The sequence below is a fragment of the Legionellales bacterium genome, assembly GCA_026125385.1.
In the GTDB taxonomy this organism is placed as follows: Bacteria; Pseudomonadota; Gammaproteobacteria; order JAHCLG01; family JAHCLG01; genus JAHCLG01.
In genome coordinates, this window is record JAHCLG010000003.1 from 18526 (window position 1) to 36891 (window position 18366).

Consider the following 18366-nt stretch of genomic DNA (forward strand, 5'->3'; position numbering starts at 1 on the left):
AACTAATAATTGACTTATTTAATTATAATTATATAATTAATATTTGTAGAATATAGTTATAAATAGATAGGTGAATTATGAAAAAGGGACTGGTAACGCTTAAACAGCTGGATCAACAATTTGCCCACTACAACGAAAATATTGCATTATCTACACCTAAGCAGGGTTGGGTGAGAACCTTGCGCAAAGCTTTAGGTCTGACGATCAAACAATTAGCGAAACGATTACACGTTGATCCTTCTCGCATTGTTAAAATTGAAACAACTGAAATCGAAGGGGCTATAACGTTGCGCACGTTAAAAACGGTAGCAGAAAGTTTGAACTGCCAGTTTGTTTATTGTTTTATCCCAAATAACAGCTTAGAAAGCCAAGTTAGAACTCGAGCACGAGAATTAGCACTGGAAAAACTCAAACGCACCTCGCACACCATGGATTTAGAAGCCCAATCCATTAGTCAGGAGTGGTTTGAACAGCAGGTAAAGGATCTGACCGAAGAATTATTACAGCATTCCTGGAGATACCTATGGGAGGAGTAGTATGGAATTACCCGCCTGGCGCTACACCACTCGATCCCGATGAAGCAAATGGTTTAATCCCTCAACATATTACTACTCAAGGGCAGTTAAATGAGTGGGAACAGGTTAATATTCTGGAAGCAGAAAAATGGTTAAGCTGGCATCGACTTGAATTTGAAGCGATCGTGAGTCAACATTTTATTAAAAAACTCCATCAACAAATGTTTGCCAAAACTTGGCGCTGGGCAGGAGAATATCGGCGAAGCAATAAAAATATTGGTGTTGATTGGCCAATGATATCCGTTCAATTGCAATTGCTGCTGGATGATTTAATTTATCAGGTTAATCATAATAGTTATGCGATTGATGAAACAGCAGCGCGCTTTCATCATCGTTTAGTGGCTATTCATGCCTTTGCTAATGGTAATGGGCGACATGCCAGAATGATGACGGATATTATATTATTATCACAGCAACAACCCAGGTTCACTTGGGGAAGGCAGGAGAGCTTGGTGCAAGTATCTCCTATTCGAGAACACTACATTCAAGCTTTACGAGCAGCTGATAAAAATAATTATGCACCATTATTAAATTTTGTACGGTCATAAAAATACCGTTGCAAAAAAAAGCAATCATCGTTAAGCCATCAATTTAAATTATAAGTTAGCGATGACAATCAGGCTCGTTTTTTTGCACGCATTCGTCTTCGCAGGCTTGTAAATTGCTTCTGCCGCCGCTTTGGCATTCTACTCGACAAATTTGCCGATATTCATCCGTGCAGCGATCATAAAAATGCGTATGATGAGATAATCTTACGGTGGGTAATTCTGAATTACTAGAGGAACCTGTGGTAGCACACGCCGATAACACGGTAGTTGCGATTATGATCCCAGCATACATCACGTAACGCATTTTACTCTCCTTGGTAGTTACAGTTCACGCTTAGTGTTTAATCGTTTTCAATAATGAAAATCAATATTTATTCCTAGATTCAGCAGTGGGTTACTACTGCTCAATCTAAGATAATATGCTAATCCTACCACTGGCACAATAGTACCATCTTAGAGCCTGTTCAAAATCTCCAAGCTTGAGTCAGAAAGTGTCGATTTTTGAGCATCGGAGCGCCGTTTACACGTCAGTAAATGAGCACAGAAAATCGGCAGTTTACGACCAAGATTGGAGACTTTGAACAGGTTCTTAGAAAAAACAGGCTTTGATTTTGCTATCATAGCTGAGGTTAGCTGATTAGAGGGAAGGAAGCATGACAATCATTATTTTACCAATGCAACAAGAGGATATTGAAGCGGTTGCGCAAATACACGCCCAAAAATTTTCACGACAGATGAATTCATTACAATGGGTTTCCTGTAATTTTGCCGCATTTCCCAGAATTATGCTGTTTGTGGCTCGCGATGAAGCCAATCAAATTGTTGGCTATATTCAATGGATGCAAAAAAGTGGTTTTCGCCAGGAAGTGGTTATCGAGCTTGAACAAATAGCCGTTCTTAGCAGTTATCAAGGTATAGGCATTGGTACGCAATTAATTAAAGAATCTCTTCAGCAAATCGAAAAGTATTTAGCACAGGATAATTCCCAATTAAAAGCGATCCTCATTTCAACCCGCCACGATAACCCAGCAAAAACCTTATATGAAAACATATTAGCAGCAAAAAAAATTGCGGTGATTAAAGATTTATATTCAAGTGATGAGGTGCTACTGTTGGCGCTTTTAAAATAAATCATTACTTTGAACACTACCACACTACAATACATTATTTCCAAACACGATCGACAAATACTTCAGGATGTTTTGAAGCAATATATAAAAGCGAACGTGCGGCTCCAGAGGGATGACGTCTTCCTTGCTCCCAATCTTGTAAAGTCCGCTCACTTACGCCTAATAATGCTGCAAATGCCGTTTGAGACAGAGATAGTTGATCGCGAATATGACGAATATCATCCAGTTTTATTTCCCTTTTTTTACCTTTACCTTGTTTAATCGTACAAATGCTTTCTAGGAGCTCTTGTTCAATATTTCGTTTACTCATGGTCTTGCAACTCCTGCTTTAATAGTCTTAATACGTGTTGAGAAATATTATCTTGTTCTTTTTTGCTATAAATGGTTAACAACCAAATCTCCTTTTTCTGTGTTTTCCAATAATAGATAATGCGATTTCCACCTCTTTTGCCCTGCCCTTTACCGCCCCAACGGATTTTTCTCAAATTTTTTAATTTTTTTGCATTACCAGTCTATAACGCTCATCTGACAACCTTAATCTTGATCCGCTAAATTATTTTCCTCAGTGCTATTTCTAGCAATAGTTTGCTGTAACAATTTATCTAATAATTCTTGGCTAGGCTTCCCGCCCGTTTTCTTCGTGGGATTTTTGCCTTTACAACCCAAATAAATCGCTTCGACAATCACTTCATCCGTAGTACTTGGATTCCAGATAAATTGTGAAATATGACAATCGGTGACGCCATGTTCACCACTGTTAAAGACGTTAACAGTAGGTTTTTCACCTGCGCGTTGATTCACGACATATAACTTCCCTAATCTAACAAAAAAAAATTCTGGGACTTCGTGTCTATGCCAATCACCCACGCTTTGTGGTGGTAACGTCACTAACCAGCGCTCAAGTTCAGCGACACCGGGTTGTGGATAATTAAAACTCTCACCGAAAACGGTTTTGTTGCCTTTGAAAAGCTGAAGGAAGTGAATTTCATTCATCCCAAATTCTCCTTATTTTTTACTCCAGGAGTTTCGTGCTAGTGTGAAACTTCTGTAATCAGTTAAATAACGTTTTAAATGCTGCTGGGGTTAGGTTCCATTAATTTCTCTGTCGCTAACTTAATGAAAATAATTCTCATTTGCATTTCTGTGTGCTATTCTCTTGGTTTAATTTTTTCTAACAAGGAGAATGGACAGATGAAAAAATCGACGATTATTCCCATGGCATTCATTATTGCATGCTTTTCACCTAGCGTATTCGCAGAGGGCGTTCACACCTGGCATAATATCACAGCAGACACCGCTACGTGGAATGGGCGCCTTATCATCACTTCCTCAAATGAACAAGCGTTTTTTACGAATAAGTCTGGCGAGAATGAAGGGAGTATTTATGATTTTACCCTCAACCCTGCAAATCCCACGTTTACTTATGGCTTTGGTTTTACCACCGCAAATTTCAATGTTTCCTATGTCTTAACGTTATATCAGCCTCAGTCAACGAAATCGATGTTTGTCAGCAAGGCGTGTCAATTTGATGTTTCAGCGAAAGGCCCTGCTAATCCTGACATCCGGGTTGAACAATACAATGGCGCCAATTGTCGCTATAGCATAGTCTCAGGGGTTGGTGAAAATTTTGAAGTAAGTTAGACAGAACTTACGAAAAACTTCGATGTTTGCCTGCACTTTTCGTTACGAACCTTGCTGCGCTGCTCGCGACGGTTCGTACCTCGATTGGAAACAAAACTCTCGTTTTTAGTAAGTCCTGTTAGAGCAAGATTCACTGCCTTTTTGTTTATATATAGTTTAATTTTGTTTAAATATAAACAAGGAGTGTATAACGCTTATATCATTGGCAAAAATCTCCGAAAGTTATTATAATCCCACCATCTTGTACTGATTTGATGCTTTGATACAACAATAAAGGAAATGCCATGAAATCATCTTGCCATGCGTTATGTGTTTTCGTTCTCTCAAGCCTACTCTTATTCACCACCTCAAGCTTTGCCATGGCGATTAAAACCAGCGCGGCGGATTTTAAGCAAGTAAATAACATTATTGCTAAAACCCTGCAACAAAACCCTGCTGCGAATACCCTGGTGGCGTTTGATGATGATGATACGTTGCTCACCACGCCCCAATATCTAGGCGGAGTGGCTTGGTTTAATTGGCAAAGTGCTTTATTAACGTCTCAACCTCAAAGCAGCCAATTAGTTGCCCAAAATTTTAACGACTTACTCAACGTGCAAACTCTCTTATTCACCTTAAGCAAAATGGTCCCAACCGATCGTGGAACAGATATCGCCAAAAGCTTAGCCACACTCGCTCAGCAATACCCCCAACTTCATCTGATTGTTGAAACTTCGCGAGGCCCAAACATGCAAGATGTTAGTGAAGCGCAATTCATGGATAATCAATTTGTGGATAATCAACACCATTTATTATTTCAAACGACAGGATTAGTCGATACCAATAATCAAGCCGATATCGCCAGCGAATTCCCTTTGTGTGATCAAACCACTCGCTCCATGTCGTATCATAAAGGCGTTTTTTATACGTCAGGTTTAGATAAAGGCCAAGCCTTACAATGTTTATTCAGTAAATTAAACATTGTTACTCCCAATGTGATTATTTTTGTCGACGATCAACAACAAAATGTTGATAATGTTTATAACGAATATGTGAATAATCCTGCGGTCACTGCCATTACCGTCCATTACACGAAATTAAATTCCTCACAACAAGATTTTGCTAATGATGTGGATCACGTTCAAGAACAAACGGCACAGCAATGGTTAACTATTAAAAAGACTTTACAAGAAAATTTAATTAAGCCTAATTTGCCTTAACTTCACTACTATACCGCTCGCCAATGAAGATGCGGGGAGTCGGAGATTAAGTCGCAGGCGTTAGTTAATAAGTGCGTTCGCTAAGCTTTCGCAAAAAAAGAGGAAAAATAGGTGTTTATTAGGATGGCTCACTTCGACAATCAGTGAAAATTTCTAACCCTAGATTTTGTCTTCAGCCGCATCTTGAAGGGCGTTGGGTATATATTCACACAAGTATTGCAGATGGTTTTGACAAGAAAAAATCTCGATGGCAGTAAAAAATATCATGATGATAACGGTCTTACTCTCCAGAACAGAATAATTGCCGCAATATTCAGCGCCGCCATTAAACCGGCGATGGTCAACATCTCTGCGTGTAAAATGAAAATGATAAAAAATCCTAAAATCGGCGCTAATAAATATTTTACCGCGTAAGTAAGTGCAGCAGCATGTGCCGATAAGGTCGATCGTGCTAAGATTAACGAAGTACCCGCACTATTAATTAATGCCACTCCCGCACTAGCAATGGCAAGTGGCACAAAGATTAAAATTTCATCATGCATAAATCCATAAAAAGCCACAATCAAAATACTACTCATAAATAATAAGCTTGAACCTAATATGGCAATCTTATCCGCTTCCAATTCTTGACTATACCAATAGGCAATCCCCGAACCTGTGGTGTAGGCAAAACCTAAAAAAATCAGCATAATGGCATAAACATGTTTATTGACGATTAAATCATTCAAAAAAATAAAGGGAGAATAGGCAATAACGATAAAATAGGCGGTAAAACCACAAGCAGTCGCCAGCAAATAGTGCCGCAAGGTATAATCGTTTAATTGCTTAAAATAACCATTCCAAATATTCATTGTTGGCGCTGGTGATAGTTTAGCTGGAGTACTTTCCTTTAACAGCAGCAGAACACCTAAAAAACCTAATACACCTAAAAAAAATAATCCTAAAAAACTAACTCGCCAACCATACCACTCATTGACATATCCCCCCACAAATGGCAGCACAGCAACAGCAAAACCTAATATACCACCGAGAATAGCCACTTTTTTTCCTAAGTCACGAGATGTTTCTTGATCGCTCAAAAAAGAAAGCGCCAAGACACCACAGCCTGTAGCGGTTAATACTTGCAAAAAACGCGAGAGATTCAACAGTGAATTAGGGATAGGGAAAAAACTTAGCAGACTAAAAACACAATATCCTGCAAGGCTAATTAATAATATCAAACGTCGACCACCATATTCAGCCAATGGCGGAAAAATAAATTGGCTTAGGCTAATACCCACCAATAAACTGATTAAAATTAATTGCATCGCGCCATGACTTGCTGAATCAAGACCACTAAAAATAGGACGCGATGCTAAATAAAGTTCTATCGATATTCCACTTAAACAAAATAAAAGTATGATGACCCCAAAATTTAAATTGTTCCGTGTTAACATGATTAAAATCCTTTTTTGGTTAAATCTCCAAAACTTGTTTTACAAAAGGTATGGTAACTTTTCGTTGTAAAATTAAGGATGCCTTATCAATTTTTTCGAGCGCATGAAATAAGTCGCTGGTTTTTCGCGGCCAACGTTTAATAATGAATTCGGCTACTTCTGTCGAGATCTCTAACCCTCGTTGTTTACCTCGCAAAATAAATGCTTGAATTTTTTCATTATCATTTAACGGGTGTAAATGAAAAATTGCAGCAAAAGCCAAGCGTGAGGCTAAATCGGGTAAATAAAAACCACAATCTTGCGGAGTCGTCGCAGCACTCATCAGCAAAGTATTTTTGGCATCAAAGATGCGATTGTAACAGTGGAATAAGGCTTCTTCCCAAATTTTATTGCTGGCAATGTAACCTACATCGTCTAAACAAATTAATGAATAATGTTCGATCCCTTGCAAAATATCGGGGTGATAACAAGAAAAATCGCGCAACGATAAATAAAATACGCTCGTCGCATTAAGTTGCGCTTGATGAGCAGCCGCTTGGAGTAAATGAGTGCGTCCGCAATTTTCACTACCCCATAAATAAATCATTGACACAATCGAGTGCATGCTATTTTTTACAGCACTAACAGCCTGTTGATTATGATCACTCACATAAAAATTTGCAAAGGTTGCATCATCATCTAATTGCACGGGCAAAGTTAATTGTTGCATTAATTATTTTTCCTCCACCTGCACTACGCTCGCTCCTGAATACAGTTCACTGTGGAGATAACGTGTTCGCCAATAACGAATTAATACCATGGTCACAGCAGCAACAGGTAATGCGAGAAGAACACCAGTAAAACCAAAAAATTGTCCGCCCACTAAAATTGCAAAGATAACAGCCACTGGATGAAGTCCTATTTTATCGCCGACTAAAATGGGTGTTAATACCGAACTTTCTACTGTTTGACCAACTGCAAAAACAATCAGAACATAGATTAAATGAATAACATCGTGAAATTGCAAATACGCAGCGAGACTTGCTGCAATCATTCCAACAATAAATCCCAAATAGGGAACTATACTCATTAATCCCGCTAACATCCCAATGATAACCGCAACATCAAGACCAATCATTAATAAACCTAGCGTATAGATTATTCCTAAACCCAACATTACCAATAGTTGACCTCGCAAAAATGCTGCAATCACTTCATCACATTGTTTGGCTAAGGCAGAAATAATTGGTTCTTGTGGACGGGGTAATAAGCGCTGAATACCTGCAATTAACCGATCCCAATCGCGGAGTAAATAAAATGTTACCACTGGAATTAAAATTAAATTGGTAAAAAATGCTAATACTGCGAGTCCTGAGTGCGTGACAGCACTCATTACACTCACTGCAACATTACCAGCTTGTTGCCAATGTTGAGTCACTGCATTTTTTACCTGCCCCAAATCGAGATGTAAATTTAAACCCAGATGCTCTTGAAGCCAGGGAATGAGCGTTTGTTGAATGTTTTCTAAAAATTGTGGAAATCGATTAATGATTAAACTAATTTGTTTTTGCAATAGCGGGAGCAGAGAAAAAACACATAATATCATGATGAAAAATAAAATAATAAATACTATGACTACGCCAATGGTACGCGATATTCGCAGACGCTGCAAAAAATCAACCAGCGGATCAAATAAATAGGCAATTAGAGCAGCGGTTAAAAATGGTACCAGCACCGCAGATAAATGGTAAATTAAAAAGATAACAACGAAAAAAAACCCAATGATTATCCAACTACGTGATTTGAGCATGTGATCTCCTTAGCCCACCCAATGGGTTATTAAATGATTAGCAGCGGCTGTCGAGCTAGGATCTGAATTGATTTTTAATTTTTGATCATTAGCCAAGGCTGCTGTTAACTCGTTGACTGTGCCATTAATTTGTAGATTAAATACCACATAGTCTGGCTCTACATTGGCGATTTCTACCTCTTTAACAACTTTTAAGCCAGCCAAATAGGTTTTGATCTGATCAAATGTCGCCAATTGATTGACCCCCATCACCGTTAAACTCGCTGTCTGAAAATCTGTTTTTTCGTTTGTTTTAAAATGACTCGCCAACGTATCTGCTAAGGTATTAATTGCCGGATTTAACACCGCGGTTAAATTTTTGCCCTGCGTTTCCCAGTGAGTTTGATCGTTGCCAATGTAGTTTTGCCATTGTGCGCGCCAATTTCCTTGATCATCAACCTGCATTTTTCCAACTAAAATAGCAGGAACCGCATAGCGAGCAGAGGCGCGCTTGATGCTTTCTTGATTAAATTCCCACACCGTTTGATCATTAATATTATTCATATCTTGCAAATCTAAAAGAGGAAATAATAGCGTAATTCCACGAGTTTTTGCTGCCTGATCGATCAATTGGCTAACGGGATTGGCAGTATCATTAATCAAGGTTTTACCCGTCGCCGTTTGTTGCACAATCCACACTAAGGTCGTGGGACGATTATGTCCCCAAATCGGTTGTTTAGCTTGTGTGAGTAAGTGATCGATGCTAGAAGGATCGAAGTGGACGTTGAGATACAGCTGCTGTTCTGGCATGCCATCGCTTTGAGTCATTTTTTTATCGAAAAAATTAAATTGATCCACATAAGTATCGGCTTTTGACCATTGCTGTTTTAACGTAGCATTATTGATTATGGATGATTGTCCGCTAATTTTTACTAATACGGCTTGCAACGCTTGCACAAATGCTTGCTGACGAGTTTGCGCCGACATATTCGCGATGGGAATATCAACTTGATAAAACGAATTCACTGCTTGGGCAAATCCCGATGAACTTACAAAAATCATAAGGCTTGCCAATAAACTTGAAAAATAACGCGACATGGTAAAACTTCCTGTATAACACAGCTAGAATGCCGACATTATAATGGTGATGAGGATAAAAAGGAATTTTTATACGCAATACGTGGGAAGGCGCGGCTTTAACTCGGAATCCTCAGGTTTTGAGAGTCTCATGACAAAGAATCGTTGAAAGGATATTTTTTTAACTTATCAAGAACCAAATCATTTTTTGCAAAAATACAAATCGTATTGAGCCTGCATTTTCAAGTTATTAAGAAAATATGTAAAAATATCTCATCGTTACGATATACTCTTCACACTTGAATTTTAGGCTTTGTTGTCGAGTTAAAGCTACTCAGTTATGTATTCAGTATACACTCCTTCGTAGCTTTAACTCGACGCCTCGCCTAAAATCCAATTGTTTTGAGTATATCAGCCCACATCTTGAAGATTGCGTTTCGTCAAAAAAACACAGGGACGATCAGCAGTGTTGAGAATGGAGATTTTAACAATTTTAAAACTTGATTCAACATGCCCTAATTTTAAGTTTTTTAATATTCACACCAAGTTTTCCTCTTTTTTTCTCCGCTTGAGAAAGATCATACATGCTTTGCATATTGATCCACATTTCACTACTGGTATTAAGTGCTAATGATAACCTCACCGCCATTTCAGGACTAATGCCTGATTTTTTATTAAGAATTTTCGATAACGTTACTCGACCAACACCTAGCGCTTTCGCTGCAGCCGTGACAGATAATTCTGCGCTATCAATTAACATACGCTTCACAAGGAGTCCAGGATGCGGGGGGTTATGCATAATCATAAATAGTCACCTCGTTGTTAATGGTAATCGAGATAATCAACCAAAATGGCATCTTGTCCTTCAAATTGAAAAATAAGACGCCAATTACCGCTGACTTTAACAGAATAATATTGAGCTAAATCTCCTTGTAAAGAATGGAAATAGTTTCCTGGAGTATTCATATCCTCCGGTTTGATAGCGCTCGTTAATTGCAATAAAAGCATGCTAAGTACCTCGGCATGCTTGGGTTGTATCCCTGCTTTGCTTCCAGTCTCATAAAATTTTTTAAGCCCTTTATGTCGCCATCCTTTGATCATGTTTAAATTGTATACTATATATATACAGTTGTCAATAAAAAACATGAGGTAGCGTTGAAGATAGTAATTTTTACAATTTTAGCAAATTTTCAATTGTCACTCGCGCTGATGGACCCTAAATATTTTAACTCCCTCTTTCATAATGCGATGATCAACTTTCTTAACCTCAACACTAACAGTAAGCCGGGTAAACATAACACGATACTGAAAATAAAATAGTCTATCCAACCAAAATGGGCGGCAATGGCTCCAGCAAGTGGAGAAATTAAAACGCGCACTAATGCAAAGGCCGCAGAAAACAAGGCATATTGAGTGGCAGAATAGCGTTTGTCGCAGAGTGCCATTAGCAAGGCAAAATACGCGCTTAAACCTAAACCGGAACAAAAATTTTCGGCAAATACTGTCAGTGCGAGTAACCAATACACTTTTCCGGCGAGCGCTAACCATAAATACATCACATTCGAAATAGCTTGCAGCACACCAAATCCCAGTAAGGCGCGATATAAATCCAAACGTAATAAAATAAATCCGCCGACAAAACTGCCAACAATGCTCGAGAGCATACCCACCAGTTTGTTCATTTCGGCAACTTGGATTAAATTAAATCCCAAACCTTTTAGTAAAAAGGGAGTTACCAAGGAAGATGCAAAAGCATCGCCTAATTTATACGTCATGATCAACAGCAATAAGCCCACGGCATGCGAGCGCGACAAAAATTGTATAAAAGGTTCAATGACTGCAGCGTGTAACGAACGCGGAGGTTGAATATGACCACTGGGCGTTTCGCCCATACAAGTAATGCCGACCCAAATTAACATCAATACCGCCATGATGGCATAAGTTAAATGCCAGCCAATATAATAAGCAGAGCCTAAGGCGAAGGCTCCAGAAACAATAATGGCTAAGCGATAACCACCCATGGTCACGGCTGCTCCCAGACCACGCTCGGTGTCGTGTAATAAATCCGCGCGATACGCATCAATCACAATATCTTGAGACGCTGAAAAAAAGGCGACGAGCAAGGCCAGACTCGCTATCACCCATGTCCCCTGATGAGGTTGCCACGTGGCCATGGCCAGTAGTGTTGCGAATAATCCCAGTTGCATTAACGCAATCCATCCCCGCCGACGATCAAGAAAAGGTGGCACAAAGCGATCCATTAAGGGTGACCATAAAAATTTTAATACGTACGGCAAACCCACTAATCCTAATAAGCCAATGGTTTTAATATTCATTCCGGCTTCACTCAGCCAAGCTTGAAGGGTGGTTCCCGTTAACGAAAAAGGTAAGCCTGAGGAAAATGCCAAAAACGCTGTGATGAGAATTCGGCGATGACTCATTCCCTGTAAAATGGTGGGTTTTCTAAAACGCATCATGTGGTTAGTCCTTCAACATAACGTCAGCAGAGCGTGAAATTGGAATAAAAAAAAGGCGGACAGAGGTTGCCCGCCAAAGTGATGATCGTAAATTCAATTAGTGAGAAGCTTTTGCCGGTTTGGTATCGGCTTTTGCAGCCGCTTCTTTAGCATCGCCTTGTGTGTTTATTTTGATTAAATGAATTTTAAAAATCAAGGCCTGATTAGGACCAATCATTCCACCAATACCATGTTCGCCATAGGCCAATGTAGGTGGAACGAACACTTCCCATGTGGATCCGACTTTCATCATTTTTAATGCTTCAGTCCAACCTGGGATGACTTGAGATACTTTAAACGTAACCGGTTTACCGCGTGTATAAGAGCTGTCGAATACTTTACCGTCGATTAATTTACCTTCGTAATCCACCGTGACTAAATCGTCCGTGGTAGGTTGAGGTCCATTACCTTCAGTAATAACTTTATATTGCAAACCGTTGGCAGCTTCTTTTACGCCTTCTTTAGATTTATTATCGCTTAAAAATTTATTACTGGCTTCTAAATTTTTATTAGCTTCATCTTTAAACTGTTGTTCGCGTTTGGCCATTATGTCTTTTTGGAATTGAGTCATCGTGCTTTCGATGGCATTTTTATCCATTAAAGGTTTAGCATCGGGAGTGATAGCATCGGTGATACCGCGCGCAACTAATTGAGGATCGACATCGATTTGTTGCATTTTGAAGTTTTGACCAATACTCATGCCAATGGCATAGCTGACTTTGGATTTTTGATCGGCTAATGCCGCAGAGTCGCTTGCAGCTGCTGCAAAGGCTTGACCCACTAATAAACTTGCCGCAGCAACAGTGGTTAGTAAACTTAATCTCATGTCACACTCCTGTTTGTGCCATTTTGGAAAACTTTGGCTACACGCCATTCGAGATTTGCATTGTGCCTGAAATTACAAATAAATCCCAGTTTTTTTTTACTATTTTTTAAAAAAAATTTTTGCCCAGTGTTAGGCTGTATTCAAGCACAATTTCTTCTTGTGCAAGCGCAAGAGAACTTTTAAAATCTCTATTTAACTCAAAAAATAGCACTATCATGCACATTAGTTTATTCGATTTATTTTCCATTGGCATTGGACCATCGAGTTCACACACCGTGGGTCCCATGCGAGCTGCACAGGCATTTATCCATAAACTCACACCAAGTCAATTGCAATCACTCACTCGCGTGACGGTTGAACTTTATGGCTCGTTAGCACTCACAGGGATTGGCCATGGCACCGATAAAGCCATACTAATGGGCTTGGCTGGAGAATTACCAGAAAAAATCGATCCCGATACTGTCAACCAACGTGTTTTAGAGATTCAATCTCAACACACTTTATTAGTATTCGCTCAAAAAAAAATTCATTTTAATTATGAAAGCGATTTATTATTTCGTAAATCCGAAGTATTAGCTAAACACACTAACGGCATGCGTTTTTGCGCCTATGCAGAGACAGAAATACTGGCTGAAGAAATTTACTATTCGATTGGTGGTGGTTTTATTGTTACGGAAGCGGAATTTGGCCAACAACGTAATCAATTAACAGAACCTTACCCGTTCGATACCGCGCAAGAATTATTACATCACTGCCATTCCCAGCAAAAATCGATTGCTGAAATTATGTTAGCCAATGAAAAAATTGCCCGCAGCGAAAAAGATATCTACCAAGGAATTTTGCGAATTGCGAATATCATGCATGAGTGTATCGAAAAAGGGTGTAAAACCCATGGCATTTTGCCGGGAGGTTTGAAGGTCACACGGCGAGCCCCTATTTTATGGGAAAAAATGCAAAAGCAAACCGATCCGCAACATTCGATCAGCGTTCTTAATTGGATCAATTTATTTGCCATGGCAGTCAACGAAGAAAATGCCGCAGGTTCTCGCGTGGTCACCGCCCCCACCAATGGTGCTGCGGGAATTATTCCTGCGGTACTAGAATATTATCGACGATTTTGTGATGGTGCAAATGAGCAAGGCATTGTTGAGTTTTTGTTAACAGCGGGTGCGATTGCGGTGTTATACAAAAAAGGCGCGTCGATTTCTGGTGCAGAAGTTGGATGTCAAGGTGAGGTCGGTGTGGCTTCCAGCATGGCGGCTGGCGCACTTGCGCATGTGTTGGGTGGCAGTGTCGATCACGTTGAAAAAGCCGCAGAAATCGCCATGGAACATCATCTCGGCATGACCTGCGATCCGATTGGCGGATTAGTGCAAATTCCTTGTATCGAACGCAATGCCATGGGAGCCGTAAAAGCCGTCAATGCGGCACGTTTATGTTTGATGGAAGATGCAAAGCACAAGGTTCCTCTGGATAATGTCATCGCCACGATGAAACAAACCGGACGCGATATGATGACGATTTACAAAGAAACTTCGCAAGGCGGTTTAGCAGTCAACGTACCGGATTGTTAAGAGCCTGTTCAACGTCTCCAATCTTGGTCATAAACTGCCGATTCTCTGTGCGCCGGTGCTCATTTACTGACGGGTAAACTGCGCTCCGGTGCTCAAAAATCGACACTTTCTGAACCAAGCTTGGAGCCTTTGAATGGGCTCTAAGATGATCGTTTATAAAGTCCATCTAGAAATCGAACCACGTATTTTCATCAAGTTTCAACGTTGACTCGCCGACGACATTCAAACGATGTTAACTTTTCCGGGCTTTTGCACAGCGATGATTTATCAATATGATGTAGCAATGACGGATAAATATTATTTATCCGTTCATTACACATAACATTAAACACACTATTGCAGGAGTATTTCAATACGGACGCTCAATCTATGTGCAAAGCGGGCTATCGGCGATTTGGTCATTCCTTCTCCGCCGCAACACGCATTTTGCATTTCACCTAAGCAAATTTCCCGCGCATTGAGCGCGGAAATAATTTTTACTAACTAGTTGGTTTAGGTTGACAGCTAGATTTTAATTTATCGTACATTTCGAGAAAAGTATTGAATTTAGAGTTTGCTTGTTCATTAGCAGATAATTTTTTTACTTCTTGACCTATAAAGGTTGTTAATTTTTCTAAATTTTCCACATTATTTGCTAAAATAGAATTTAATATACTGTCATCGTTGCAGTCGACTACAAGATAAATAGTGCGAACTCTTAAATCTCCGGTAAATCCTCTTTGTAATAAATTGGTAAAAACGCCTGTTACTTTTGTTGATTTATCTGAAGCATCTTGTGCCAATGCGCATTCTGCGAGGATAAGATTGGAGCGAAAGAAGTTATGATCGGACATATTTTTAGCATTAAAATATCTAAGCGATTTCGTAGCATATTGTTTTGCAAACTCTAATTTTTGATTTTTTTCAGTTTCATTGTTAGTTCTGCATACTGCTGCTTCGTAATAGGCTTCTGCAATTACATTGCAAAGATAGGCATCATTAGCATCGTTAATACTCTCTTTAGTACTCATATCTTTAATATAACACTCCAAAACCTTTATTGCTTGGTCGGCATGCTTCATTTTCGATGCTATATCATCAGCTTGTCGCGCCAATGAGATATAATGTTGAGCCTGATTTTTTTCGACACGTCTTATTAATTCGTTCAATTCGCTACCTAATGACTGCAAATAAACGGTCCATGGCAATTTATCATTAATTTTAGGATTATTTGCTGAGCTTGCAGAAAATAAAGCATTGGCATTTTTATAGTTTTTTTCGACCTCTTCGATATTACCGAGACGTAACGCAATTAAATGGGCTTCCGCATACATATGACCCATAATCAGTTGTGAATTTTTGATATCTGCTACCGTATTTGCGAGTTCTATAGCTTTTTTAATTGCAGTGGCTGCCGAGATTTCATCGGGTTCCTTCCAGACTTGGTGGCTATGAATTTTCCTTCCATGCTGGAGAGTGATAAACTGCTATGGTTACATAGTGAAAATAACAGCGATATTCTTTATTATCTTCTGGAATCAAATTGTTCGCCAAAGTCAGCAACTCTTCACATTCGGTAAAATGCTGTTTAGACGTGCAAGCAAGTTTCCACGCCGCGCGCAAACAGCATTCAGCCATTTTTAAATCCCAATCCAATGGAAAAACACAGGCATAGGATTGCCTATTTTGATGATACTGATCAGCAATGACTTTCATAGCCAATAATTCATCGATTGTAATCGTAGCATTTTCTGCCAAAATATTGGCTGGTAATTTCTCATAAAACTTTGCAATTCTATTTTTAAGTGCTGGCTCATATAAACCTAACATAAAACCTCCTATACGATTTTTATTCATTTAATTTTGTAAAAATATACTTTAGACCAATCGCAAATAAAATCAGGATTATTGCGTTTTCGTTTGGAATGTGTTGACAATTTTATTATCTTTTTACTTAATCTGCCAGTTTAAGAACTTTAAAAGTTGCTTATTTTAGATCAACCAACAACGACAAATCAACCGCGTGTATATGTTTAGTGATACTACCGACTGAAATATAATCAACACCAGTTTCAGCAATTGCCGTAATCGTGTTTAAATTCACTCCGCCCGATGCTTCTAGTTTGGCAACACCGTGAGGAATAGCTACTGCTTCTTGTAGTACATTCAATTCAAAATTATCCAACATAATAATTTCACAGCCGCTGTTAATCGCTTCATGATATTCAGCTAAATTTTCTACTTCGACTTCAATGATTTTATGGGGATCGATTTCTCGTGCGCGCTTCACGGCTTGTGTAATGCCGCCACACGCACGAATGTGATTTTCTTTAATTAAAAAAGCATCGAATAATCCCATGCGGTGATTTTTTCCGCCACCACAACGCACCGCGTATTTTTGCAATGCGCGAAAACCTGGGATAGTTTTACGGGTATCCAATAATTGTGCTTGGGTATGTTTAATTTTTTCAACAAAATAATGCGTTGTTGTTGCGGTTGCAGAAAGCAATTGTAGGAAATTTAACGCACTACGTTCTAACGTTAAAATAGTACGGGCATTGCCAGTTAATTCAATTAACGTTTGATTTTCTTCAATGAAATCACCATCGCTGACCCGGGCATTTAGCGTGACCTCTGCACTCACTTGTGAAAAAATGGCTTTTACCACTTCTATACCACAAACAATAGCGGCTTGTCGCGAAATTAGCACGGCGTGAACGATTTTATTAGGAGCAATTAATTGGGCACTAATATCACCGCTACCTATATCTTCTTGCAACGCAAGTCGGATAATTTCGCTTAGATTTTCCATTTTCTACTGTTATTCCTGTTTATAGTTTCAATTTTTTTTGTCGACGGTAGTTTAGATATAACATAATCCGGCGATAACGCATCAGCGGTCCTGAAAATCCATAAAGCATAAAACACACAAACAACACCGTAGGTGGATCGATGGCAATAAACACGATAATAATCACCACTAAAATTAATTTGCTAAAGGGCACCCTCCCCTTAAAATCTAACTCCTTAAAACTATGAAAGCGCACATTGCTAACCATCAGCATGGCAACCACAATGGTAATGAGTGCTACCAACAATGAAATACTTTTTCCAGCAATATGAAAATGATGTCCCATCCACACTAAGCTTGTGACAATGGCCGCCGCTGAAGGAATGGGTAGACCTTGAAAATAACGTTTACTACTGGAGCTTGTCACATTAAAACGCGCCAAACGCAATGCCCCAGCAACGGCAAAACAAAAAGCAATAAGCCAACCAATTTTGCCTAGCGAGACCAACGACCAACTGTAAACCACTAAGGCGGGGGCAATTCCAAAGGCGACTAAATCGGACAAGGAATCATATTGCGCACCAAACGCACTTTGCGTATTGGTTAAACGCGCCACTCGCCCATCCATACCATCGGCTATCATCGCGACAAATACGGCAATCGCAGCAATATTAAATAGCCCATTCATGGCGGCGACAATGGCATAAAATCCGCCGAATAAACCACAAGTCGTTAATAAATTGGGTAAAAGATAAATTCCACGCAACCGGCGATTTTCGTTTTCATCCTCAACAGGCGACTTCAAAATTCCCATACCTACTTCCATCTTATTGAAAAAGCATAGGATAACGGTTTCGCCGATGGGAGGGAAGTAGAAACTTGAGATAGGGTTGAGGTGACTTGCTAAACTTGACTTCATTTTTAATTCGCATTTTTATTGCAGAGCGGTATAATGACGTCCATCTTAATACAGTAGTTAATTATAAAAATTATGACGAAGCAAAACCCAGACGATTTGAAACAGTCTCTTAAACGCATTGTGATTGAAGGGGTTACTCATCAAGGTGAACCTTTTCGCCCTAGCGATTGGGCGGAACGTATGAGTGGGCAACTGTGCACGTTTCAAAAACGCCGAATTCGTTATTCACCTTTGTTACAACCCAGCCAACGCGATGGCAATAAATGTGTGATTTTAGACCCCGCACTGAAAGAATCGAATCCAGCTCTATACGAATCAATCATGTTATTTGCCAAAAATAACGATTTATTAATCCACGATGATAATGAAAATAGCTCCAGCTAAATT

Annotated in this window: 23 protein-coding genes; 7 read left to right on the forward strand and 16 right to left on the reverse strand. The window is 39.4% G+C overall.

Translation table 11 applies throughout. From position 1 onward, the window contains the following. The first annotated feature begins 77 nt into the window (after positions 1–77). Both KIT27_01760 and KIT27_01765 read left to right on the forward strand, forming a co-directional pair. Positions 78–536 carry a mobile mystery protein A gene (locus tag KIT27_01760; GenBank protein MCW5588366.1) on the forward strand — a complete coding sequence of 153 codons (459 nt, stop codon included), beginning with the start codon at positions 78–80 and terminating at the stop codon, positions 534–536. Next, on the forward strand, positions 524–1123 hold the full coding sequence (locus KIT27_01765) for a mobile mystery protein B (GenBank protein MCW5588367.1): 600 nt from the start codon (positions 524–526) through the stop codon (positions 1121–1123). Before KIT27_01760 ends, KIT27_01765 begins: the two co-directional genes overlap by 13 nt. A 55-nt stretch (positions 1124–1178) precedes the next feature. Here the strand turns inward: KIT27_01765 and KIT27_01770 are convergent, their stop codons facing one another. Beyond that, entirely contained in the window at positions 1179–1427 is a 249-nt protein-coding gene (locus KIT27_01770; GenBank protein ID MCW5588368.1) for a hypothetical protein, read from the reverse strand. Between the two features lie 349 nt (positions 1428–1776). On the opposite strand from KIT27_01770, the gene KIT27_01775 reads away from it, so the two are divergent. After that, on the forward strand, positions 1777–2253 hold the full coding sequence (locus tag KIT27_01775; GenBank protein ID MCW5588369.1) for a GNAT family N-acetyltransferase: 477 nt from the start codon (positions 1777–1779) through the stop codon (positions 2251–2253). A gap of 34 nt (positions 2254–2287) precedes the next feature. Here KIT27_01775 and KIT27_01780 read toward each other — a convergent pair whose 3' ends face one another. Genes KIT27_01780 through KIT27_01790 form a run of 3 tightly spaced genes read right to left on the reverse strand, consistent with a single transcriptional unit; the run spans position 2288 to position 3246 of the window. After that, positions 2288–2563, reverse strand: a complete 276-nt coding sequence (locus KIT27_01780; protein ID MCW5588370.1) for a helix-turn-helix domain-containing protein — start codon at positions 2561–2563, stop codon at positions 2288–2290. Beyond that, positions 2556–2738: a type II toxin-antitoxin system RelE/ParE family toxin gene (locus KIT27_01785; protein MCW5588371.1), complete on the reverse strand. Its 183-nt coding sequence runs from the start codon at positions 2736–2738 to the stop codon at positions 2556–2558. Before KIT27_01785 ends, KIT27_01780 begins: the two co-directional genes overlap by 8 nt. A 49-nt stretch (positions 2739–2787) precedes the next feature. Further along, on the reverse strand, positions 2788–3246 hold the full coding sequence (locus tag KIT27_01790; protein ID MCW5588372.1) for a hypothetical protein: 459 nt from the start codon (positions 3244–3246) through the stop codon (positions 2788–2790). 198 nt (positions 3247–3444) lie between these two features. Between KIT27_01790 and KIT27_01795 the strand changes: the two genes are divergently transcribed. Continuing rightward, entirely contained in the window at positions 3445–3894 is a 450-nt protein-coding gene (locus KIT27_01795; GenBank protein MCW5588373.1) for a hypothetical protein, read from the forward strand. A 284-nt stretch (positions 3895–4178) separates the two neighbouring features. Continuing rightward, positions 4179–5093, forward strand: coding sequence for a DUF2608 domain-containing protein (locus tag KIT27_01800; GenBank protein ID MCW5588374.1), 915 nt, complete (start codon positions 4179–4181; stop codon positions 5091–5093). Positions 5094–5356: 263 nt separating this feature from the next. Here KIT27_01800 and KIT27_01805 read toward each other — a convergent pair whose 3' ends face one another. The 8 genes from KIT27_01805 to KIT27_01840 form a co-directional block, all read right to left on the reverse strand. Beyond that, positions 5357–6529: an MFS transporter gene (locus tag KIT27_01805; GenBank protein MCW5588375.1), complete on the reverse strand. Its 1173-nt coding sequence runs from the start codon at positions 6527–6529 to the stop codon at positions 5357–5359. A gap of 19 nt (positions 6530–6548) precedes the next feature. After that, on the reverse strand, positions 6549–7238 hold the full coding sequence (gene hda / locus KIT27_01810; protein MCW5588376.1) for a DnaA regulatory inactivator Hda: 690 nt from the start codon (positions 7236–7238) through the stop codon (positions 6549–6551). 3 nt (positions 7239–7241) lie between these two features. Further along, a complete protein-coding gene (locus KIT27_01815) occupies positions 7242–8318 on the reverse strand; it encodes an AI-2E family transporter (GenBank protein MCW5588377.1) in 1077 nt (358 codons plus the stop codon). 9 nt (positions 8319–8327) lie between these two features. Next, a complete protein-coding gene (locus KIT27_01820) occupies positions 8328–9395 on the reverse strand; it encodes a DUF2066 domain-containing protein (GenBank protein ID MCW5588378.1) in 1068 nt (355 codons plus the stop codon). Between the two features lie 484 nt (positions 9396–9879). Further along, positions 9880–10179 (reverse strand): HigA family addiction module antidote protein, encoded by a 300-nt coding sequence (locus KIT27_01825; protein ID MCW5588379.1) that lies wholly within the window; start codon positions 10177–10179, stop codon positions 9880–9882. Positions 10180–10196: 17 nt separating this feature from the next. Further along, positions 10197–10475 (reverse strand): type II toxin-antitoxin system RelE/ParE family toxin, encoded by a 279-nt coding sequence (locus KIT27_01830; protein ID MCW5588380.1) that lies wholly within the window; start codon positions 10473–10475, stop codon positions 10197–10199. Between the two features lie 137 nt (positions 10476–10612). Next, entirely contained in the window at positions 10613–11851 is a 1239-nt protein-coding gene (locus tag KIT27_01835) for an MFS transporter (protein ID MCW5588381.1), read from the reverse strand. 97 nt (positions 11852–11948) lie between these two features. Continuing rightward, positions 11949–12716, reverse strand: coding sequence for an FKBP-type peptidyl-prolyl cis-trans isomerase (locus KIT27_01840; protein ID MCW5588382.1), 768 nt, complete (start codon positions 12714–12716; stop codon positions 11949–11951). Between the two features lie 215 nt (positions 12717–12931). Between KIT27_01840 and KIT27_01845 the strand changes: the two genes are divergently transcribed. Next, entirely contained in the window at positions 12932–14290 is a 1359-nt protein-coding gene (locus KIT27_01845) for an L-serine ammonia-lyase (protein ID MCW5588383.1), read from the forward strand. A gap of 479 nt (positions 14291–14769) precedes the next feature. On the opposite strand, the gene KIT27_01850 is transcribed toward KIT27_01845, so the two are convergent. The 4 genes from KIT27_01850 to pssA all read right to left on the reverse strand — a co-directional run bounded on the left by KIT27_01850 (position 14770) and on the right by pssA (position 17874). Further along, positions 14770–15603 carry a hypothetical protein gene (locus tag KIT27_01850; GenBank protein MCW5588384.1) on the reverse strand — a complete coding sequence of 278 codons (834 nt, stop codon included), beginning with the start codon at positions 15601–15603 and terminating at the stop codon, positions 14770–14772. A gap of 115 nt (positions 15604–15718) precedes the next feature. Continuing rightward, positions 15719–16099, reverse strand: coding sequence for a hypothetical protein (locus KIT27_01855; GenBank protein MCW5588385.1), 381 nt, complete (start codon positions 16097–16099; stop codon positions 15719–15721). A gap of 157 nt (positions 16100–16256) precedes the next feature. Further along, the gene (nadC, locus tag KIT27_01860; GenBank protein ID MCW5588386.1) at positions 16257–17081 is read right to left on the reverse strand and encodes a carboxylating nicotinate-nucleotide diphosphorylase; all 825 of its coding nucleotides are present in this window, start codon (positions 17079–17081) and stop codon (positions 16257–16259) included. Positions 17082–17100: 19 nt separating this feature from the next. Beyond that, a complete protein-coding gene (gene pssA, locus KIT27_01865; GenBank protein MCW5588387.1) occupies positions 17101–17874 on the reverse strand; it encodes a CDP-diacylglycerol--serine O-phosphatidyltransferase in 774 nt (257 codons plus the stop codon). A gap of 177 nt (positions 17875–18051) precedes the next feature. Between pssA and KIT27_01870 the strand changes: the two genes are divergently transcribed. After that, complete coding sequence (locus KIT27_01870) at positions 18052–18363, forward strand: DUF3579 domain-containing protein (GenBank protein ID MCW5588388.1); 312 nt, start codon at positions 18052–18054, stop codon at positions 18361–18363. Positions 18364–18366: the final 3 nt, after the last annotated feature.

Bases quoted from the DNA above. Each gene is read 5' to 3' on its own strand.
- hda (MCW5588376.1), bottom strand. From the start codon at position 7,238: ATGCAACAATTAACTTTGCCCGTGCAATTAGATGATGATGCAACCTTT.
- KIT27_01775 (MCW5588369.1), top strand. From the start codon at position 1,777: ATGACAATCATTATTTTACCAATGCAACAAGAGGATATTGAAGCGGTT.
- KIT27_01815 (MCW5588377.1), bottom strand. From the start codon at position 8,318: ATGCTCAAATCACGTAGTTGGATAATCATTGGGTTTTTTTTCGTTGTT.
- KIT27_01790 (MCW5588372.1), bottom strand. From the start codon at position 3,246: ATGAATGAAATTCACTTCCTTCAGCTTTTCAAAGGCAACAAAACCGTT.
- KIT27_01870 (MCW5588388.1), top strand. From the start codon at position 18,052: ATGACGAAGCAAAACCCAGACGATTTGAAACAGTCTCTTAAACGCATT.
- KIT27_01825 (MCW5588379.1), bottom strand. From the start codon at position 10,179: ATGATTATGCATAACCCCCCGCATCCTGGACTCCTTGTGAAGCGTATG.
- KIT27_01760 (MCW5588366.1), top strand. From the start codon at position 78: ATGAAAAAGGGACTGGTAACGCTTAAACAGCTGGATCAACAATTTGCC.
- KIT27_01820 (MCW5588378.1), bottom strand. From the start codon at position 9,395: ATGTCGCGTTATTTTTCAAGTTTATTGGCAAGCCTTATGATTTTTGTA.
- nadC (MCW5588386.1), bottom strand. From the start codon at position 17,081: ATGGAAAATCTAAGCGAAATTATCCGACTTGCGTTGCAAGAAGATATA.
- KIT27_01800 (MCW5588374.1), top strand. From the start codon at position 4,179: ATGAAATCATCTTGCCATGCGTTATGTGTTTTCGTTCTCTCAAGCCTA.
- pssA (MCW5588387.1), bottom strand. From the start codon at position 17,874: ATGGGAATTTTGAAGTCGCCTGTTGAGGATGAAAACGAAAATCGCCGG.
- KIT27_01795 (MCW5588373.1), top strand. From the start codon at position 3,445: ATGAAAAAATCGACGATTATTCCCATGGCATTCATTATTGCATGCTTT.
- KIT27_01855 (MCW5588385.1), bottom strand. From the start codon at position 16,099: ATGTTAGGTTTATATGAGCCAGCACTTAAAAATAGAATTGCAAAGTTT.
- KIT27_01850 (MCW5588384.1), bottom strand. From the start codon at position 15,603: ATGTATGCGGAAGCCCATTTAATTGCGTTACGTCTCGGTAATATCGAA.
- KIT27_01835 (MCW5588381.1), bottom strand. From the start codon at position 11,851: ATGATGCGTTTTAGAAAACCCACCATTTTACAGGGAATGAGTCATCGC.
- KIT27_01805 (MCW5588375.1), bottom strand. From the start codon at position 6,529: ATGTTAACACGGAACAATTTAAATTTTGGGGTCATCATACTTTTATTT.
- KIT27_01765 (MCW5588367.1), top strand. From the start codon at position 524: ATGGGAGGAGTAGTATGGAATTACCCGCCTGGCGCTACACCACTCGAT.
- KIT27_01845 (MCW5588383.1), top strand. From the start codon at position 12,932: ATGCACATTAGTTTATTCGATTTATTTTCCATTGGCATTGGACCATCG.
- KIT27_01770 (MCW5588368.1), bottom strand. From the start codon at position 1,427: ATGCGTTACGTGATGTATGCTGGGATCATAATCGCAACTACCGTGTTA.
- KIT27_01830 (MCW5588380.1), bottom strand. From the start codon at position 10,475: ATGATCAAAGGATGGCGACATAAAGGGCTTAAAAAATTTTATGAGACT.
- KIT27_01780 (MCW5588370.1), bottom strand. From the start codon at position 2,563: ATGAGTAAACGAAATATTGAACAAGAGCTCCTAGAAAGCATTTGTACG.
- KIT27_01840 (MCW5588382.1), bottom strand. From the start codon at position 12,716: ATGAGATTAAGTTTACTAACCACTGTTGCTGCGGCAAGTTTATTAGTG.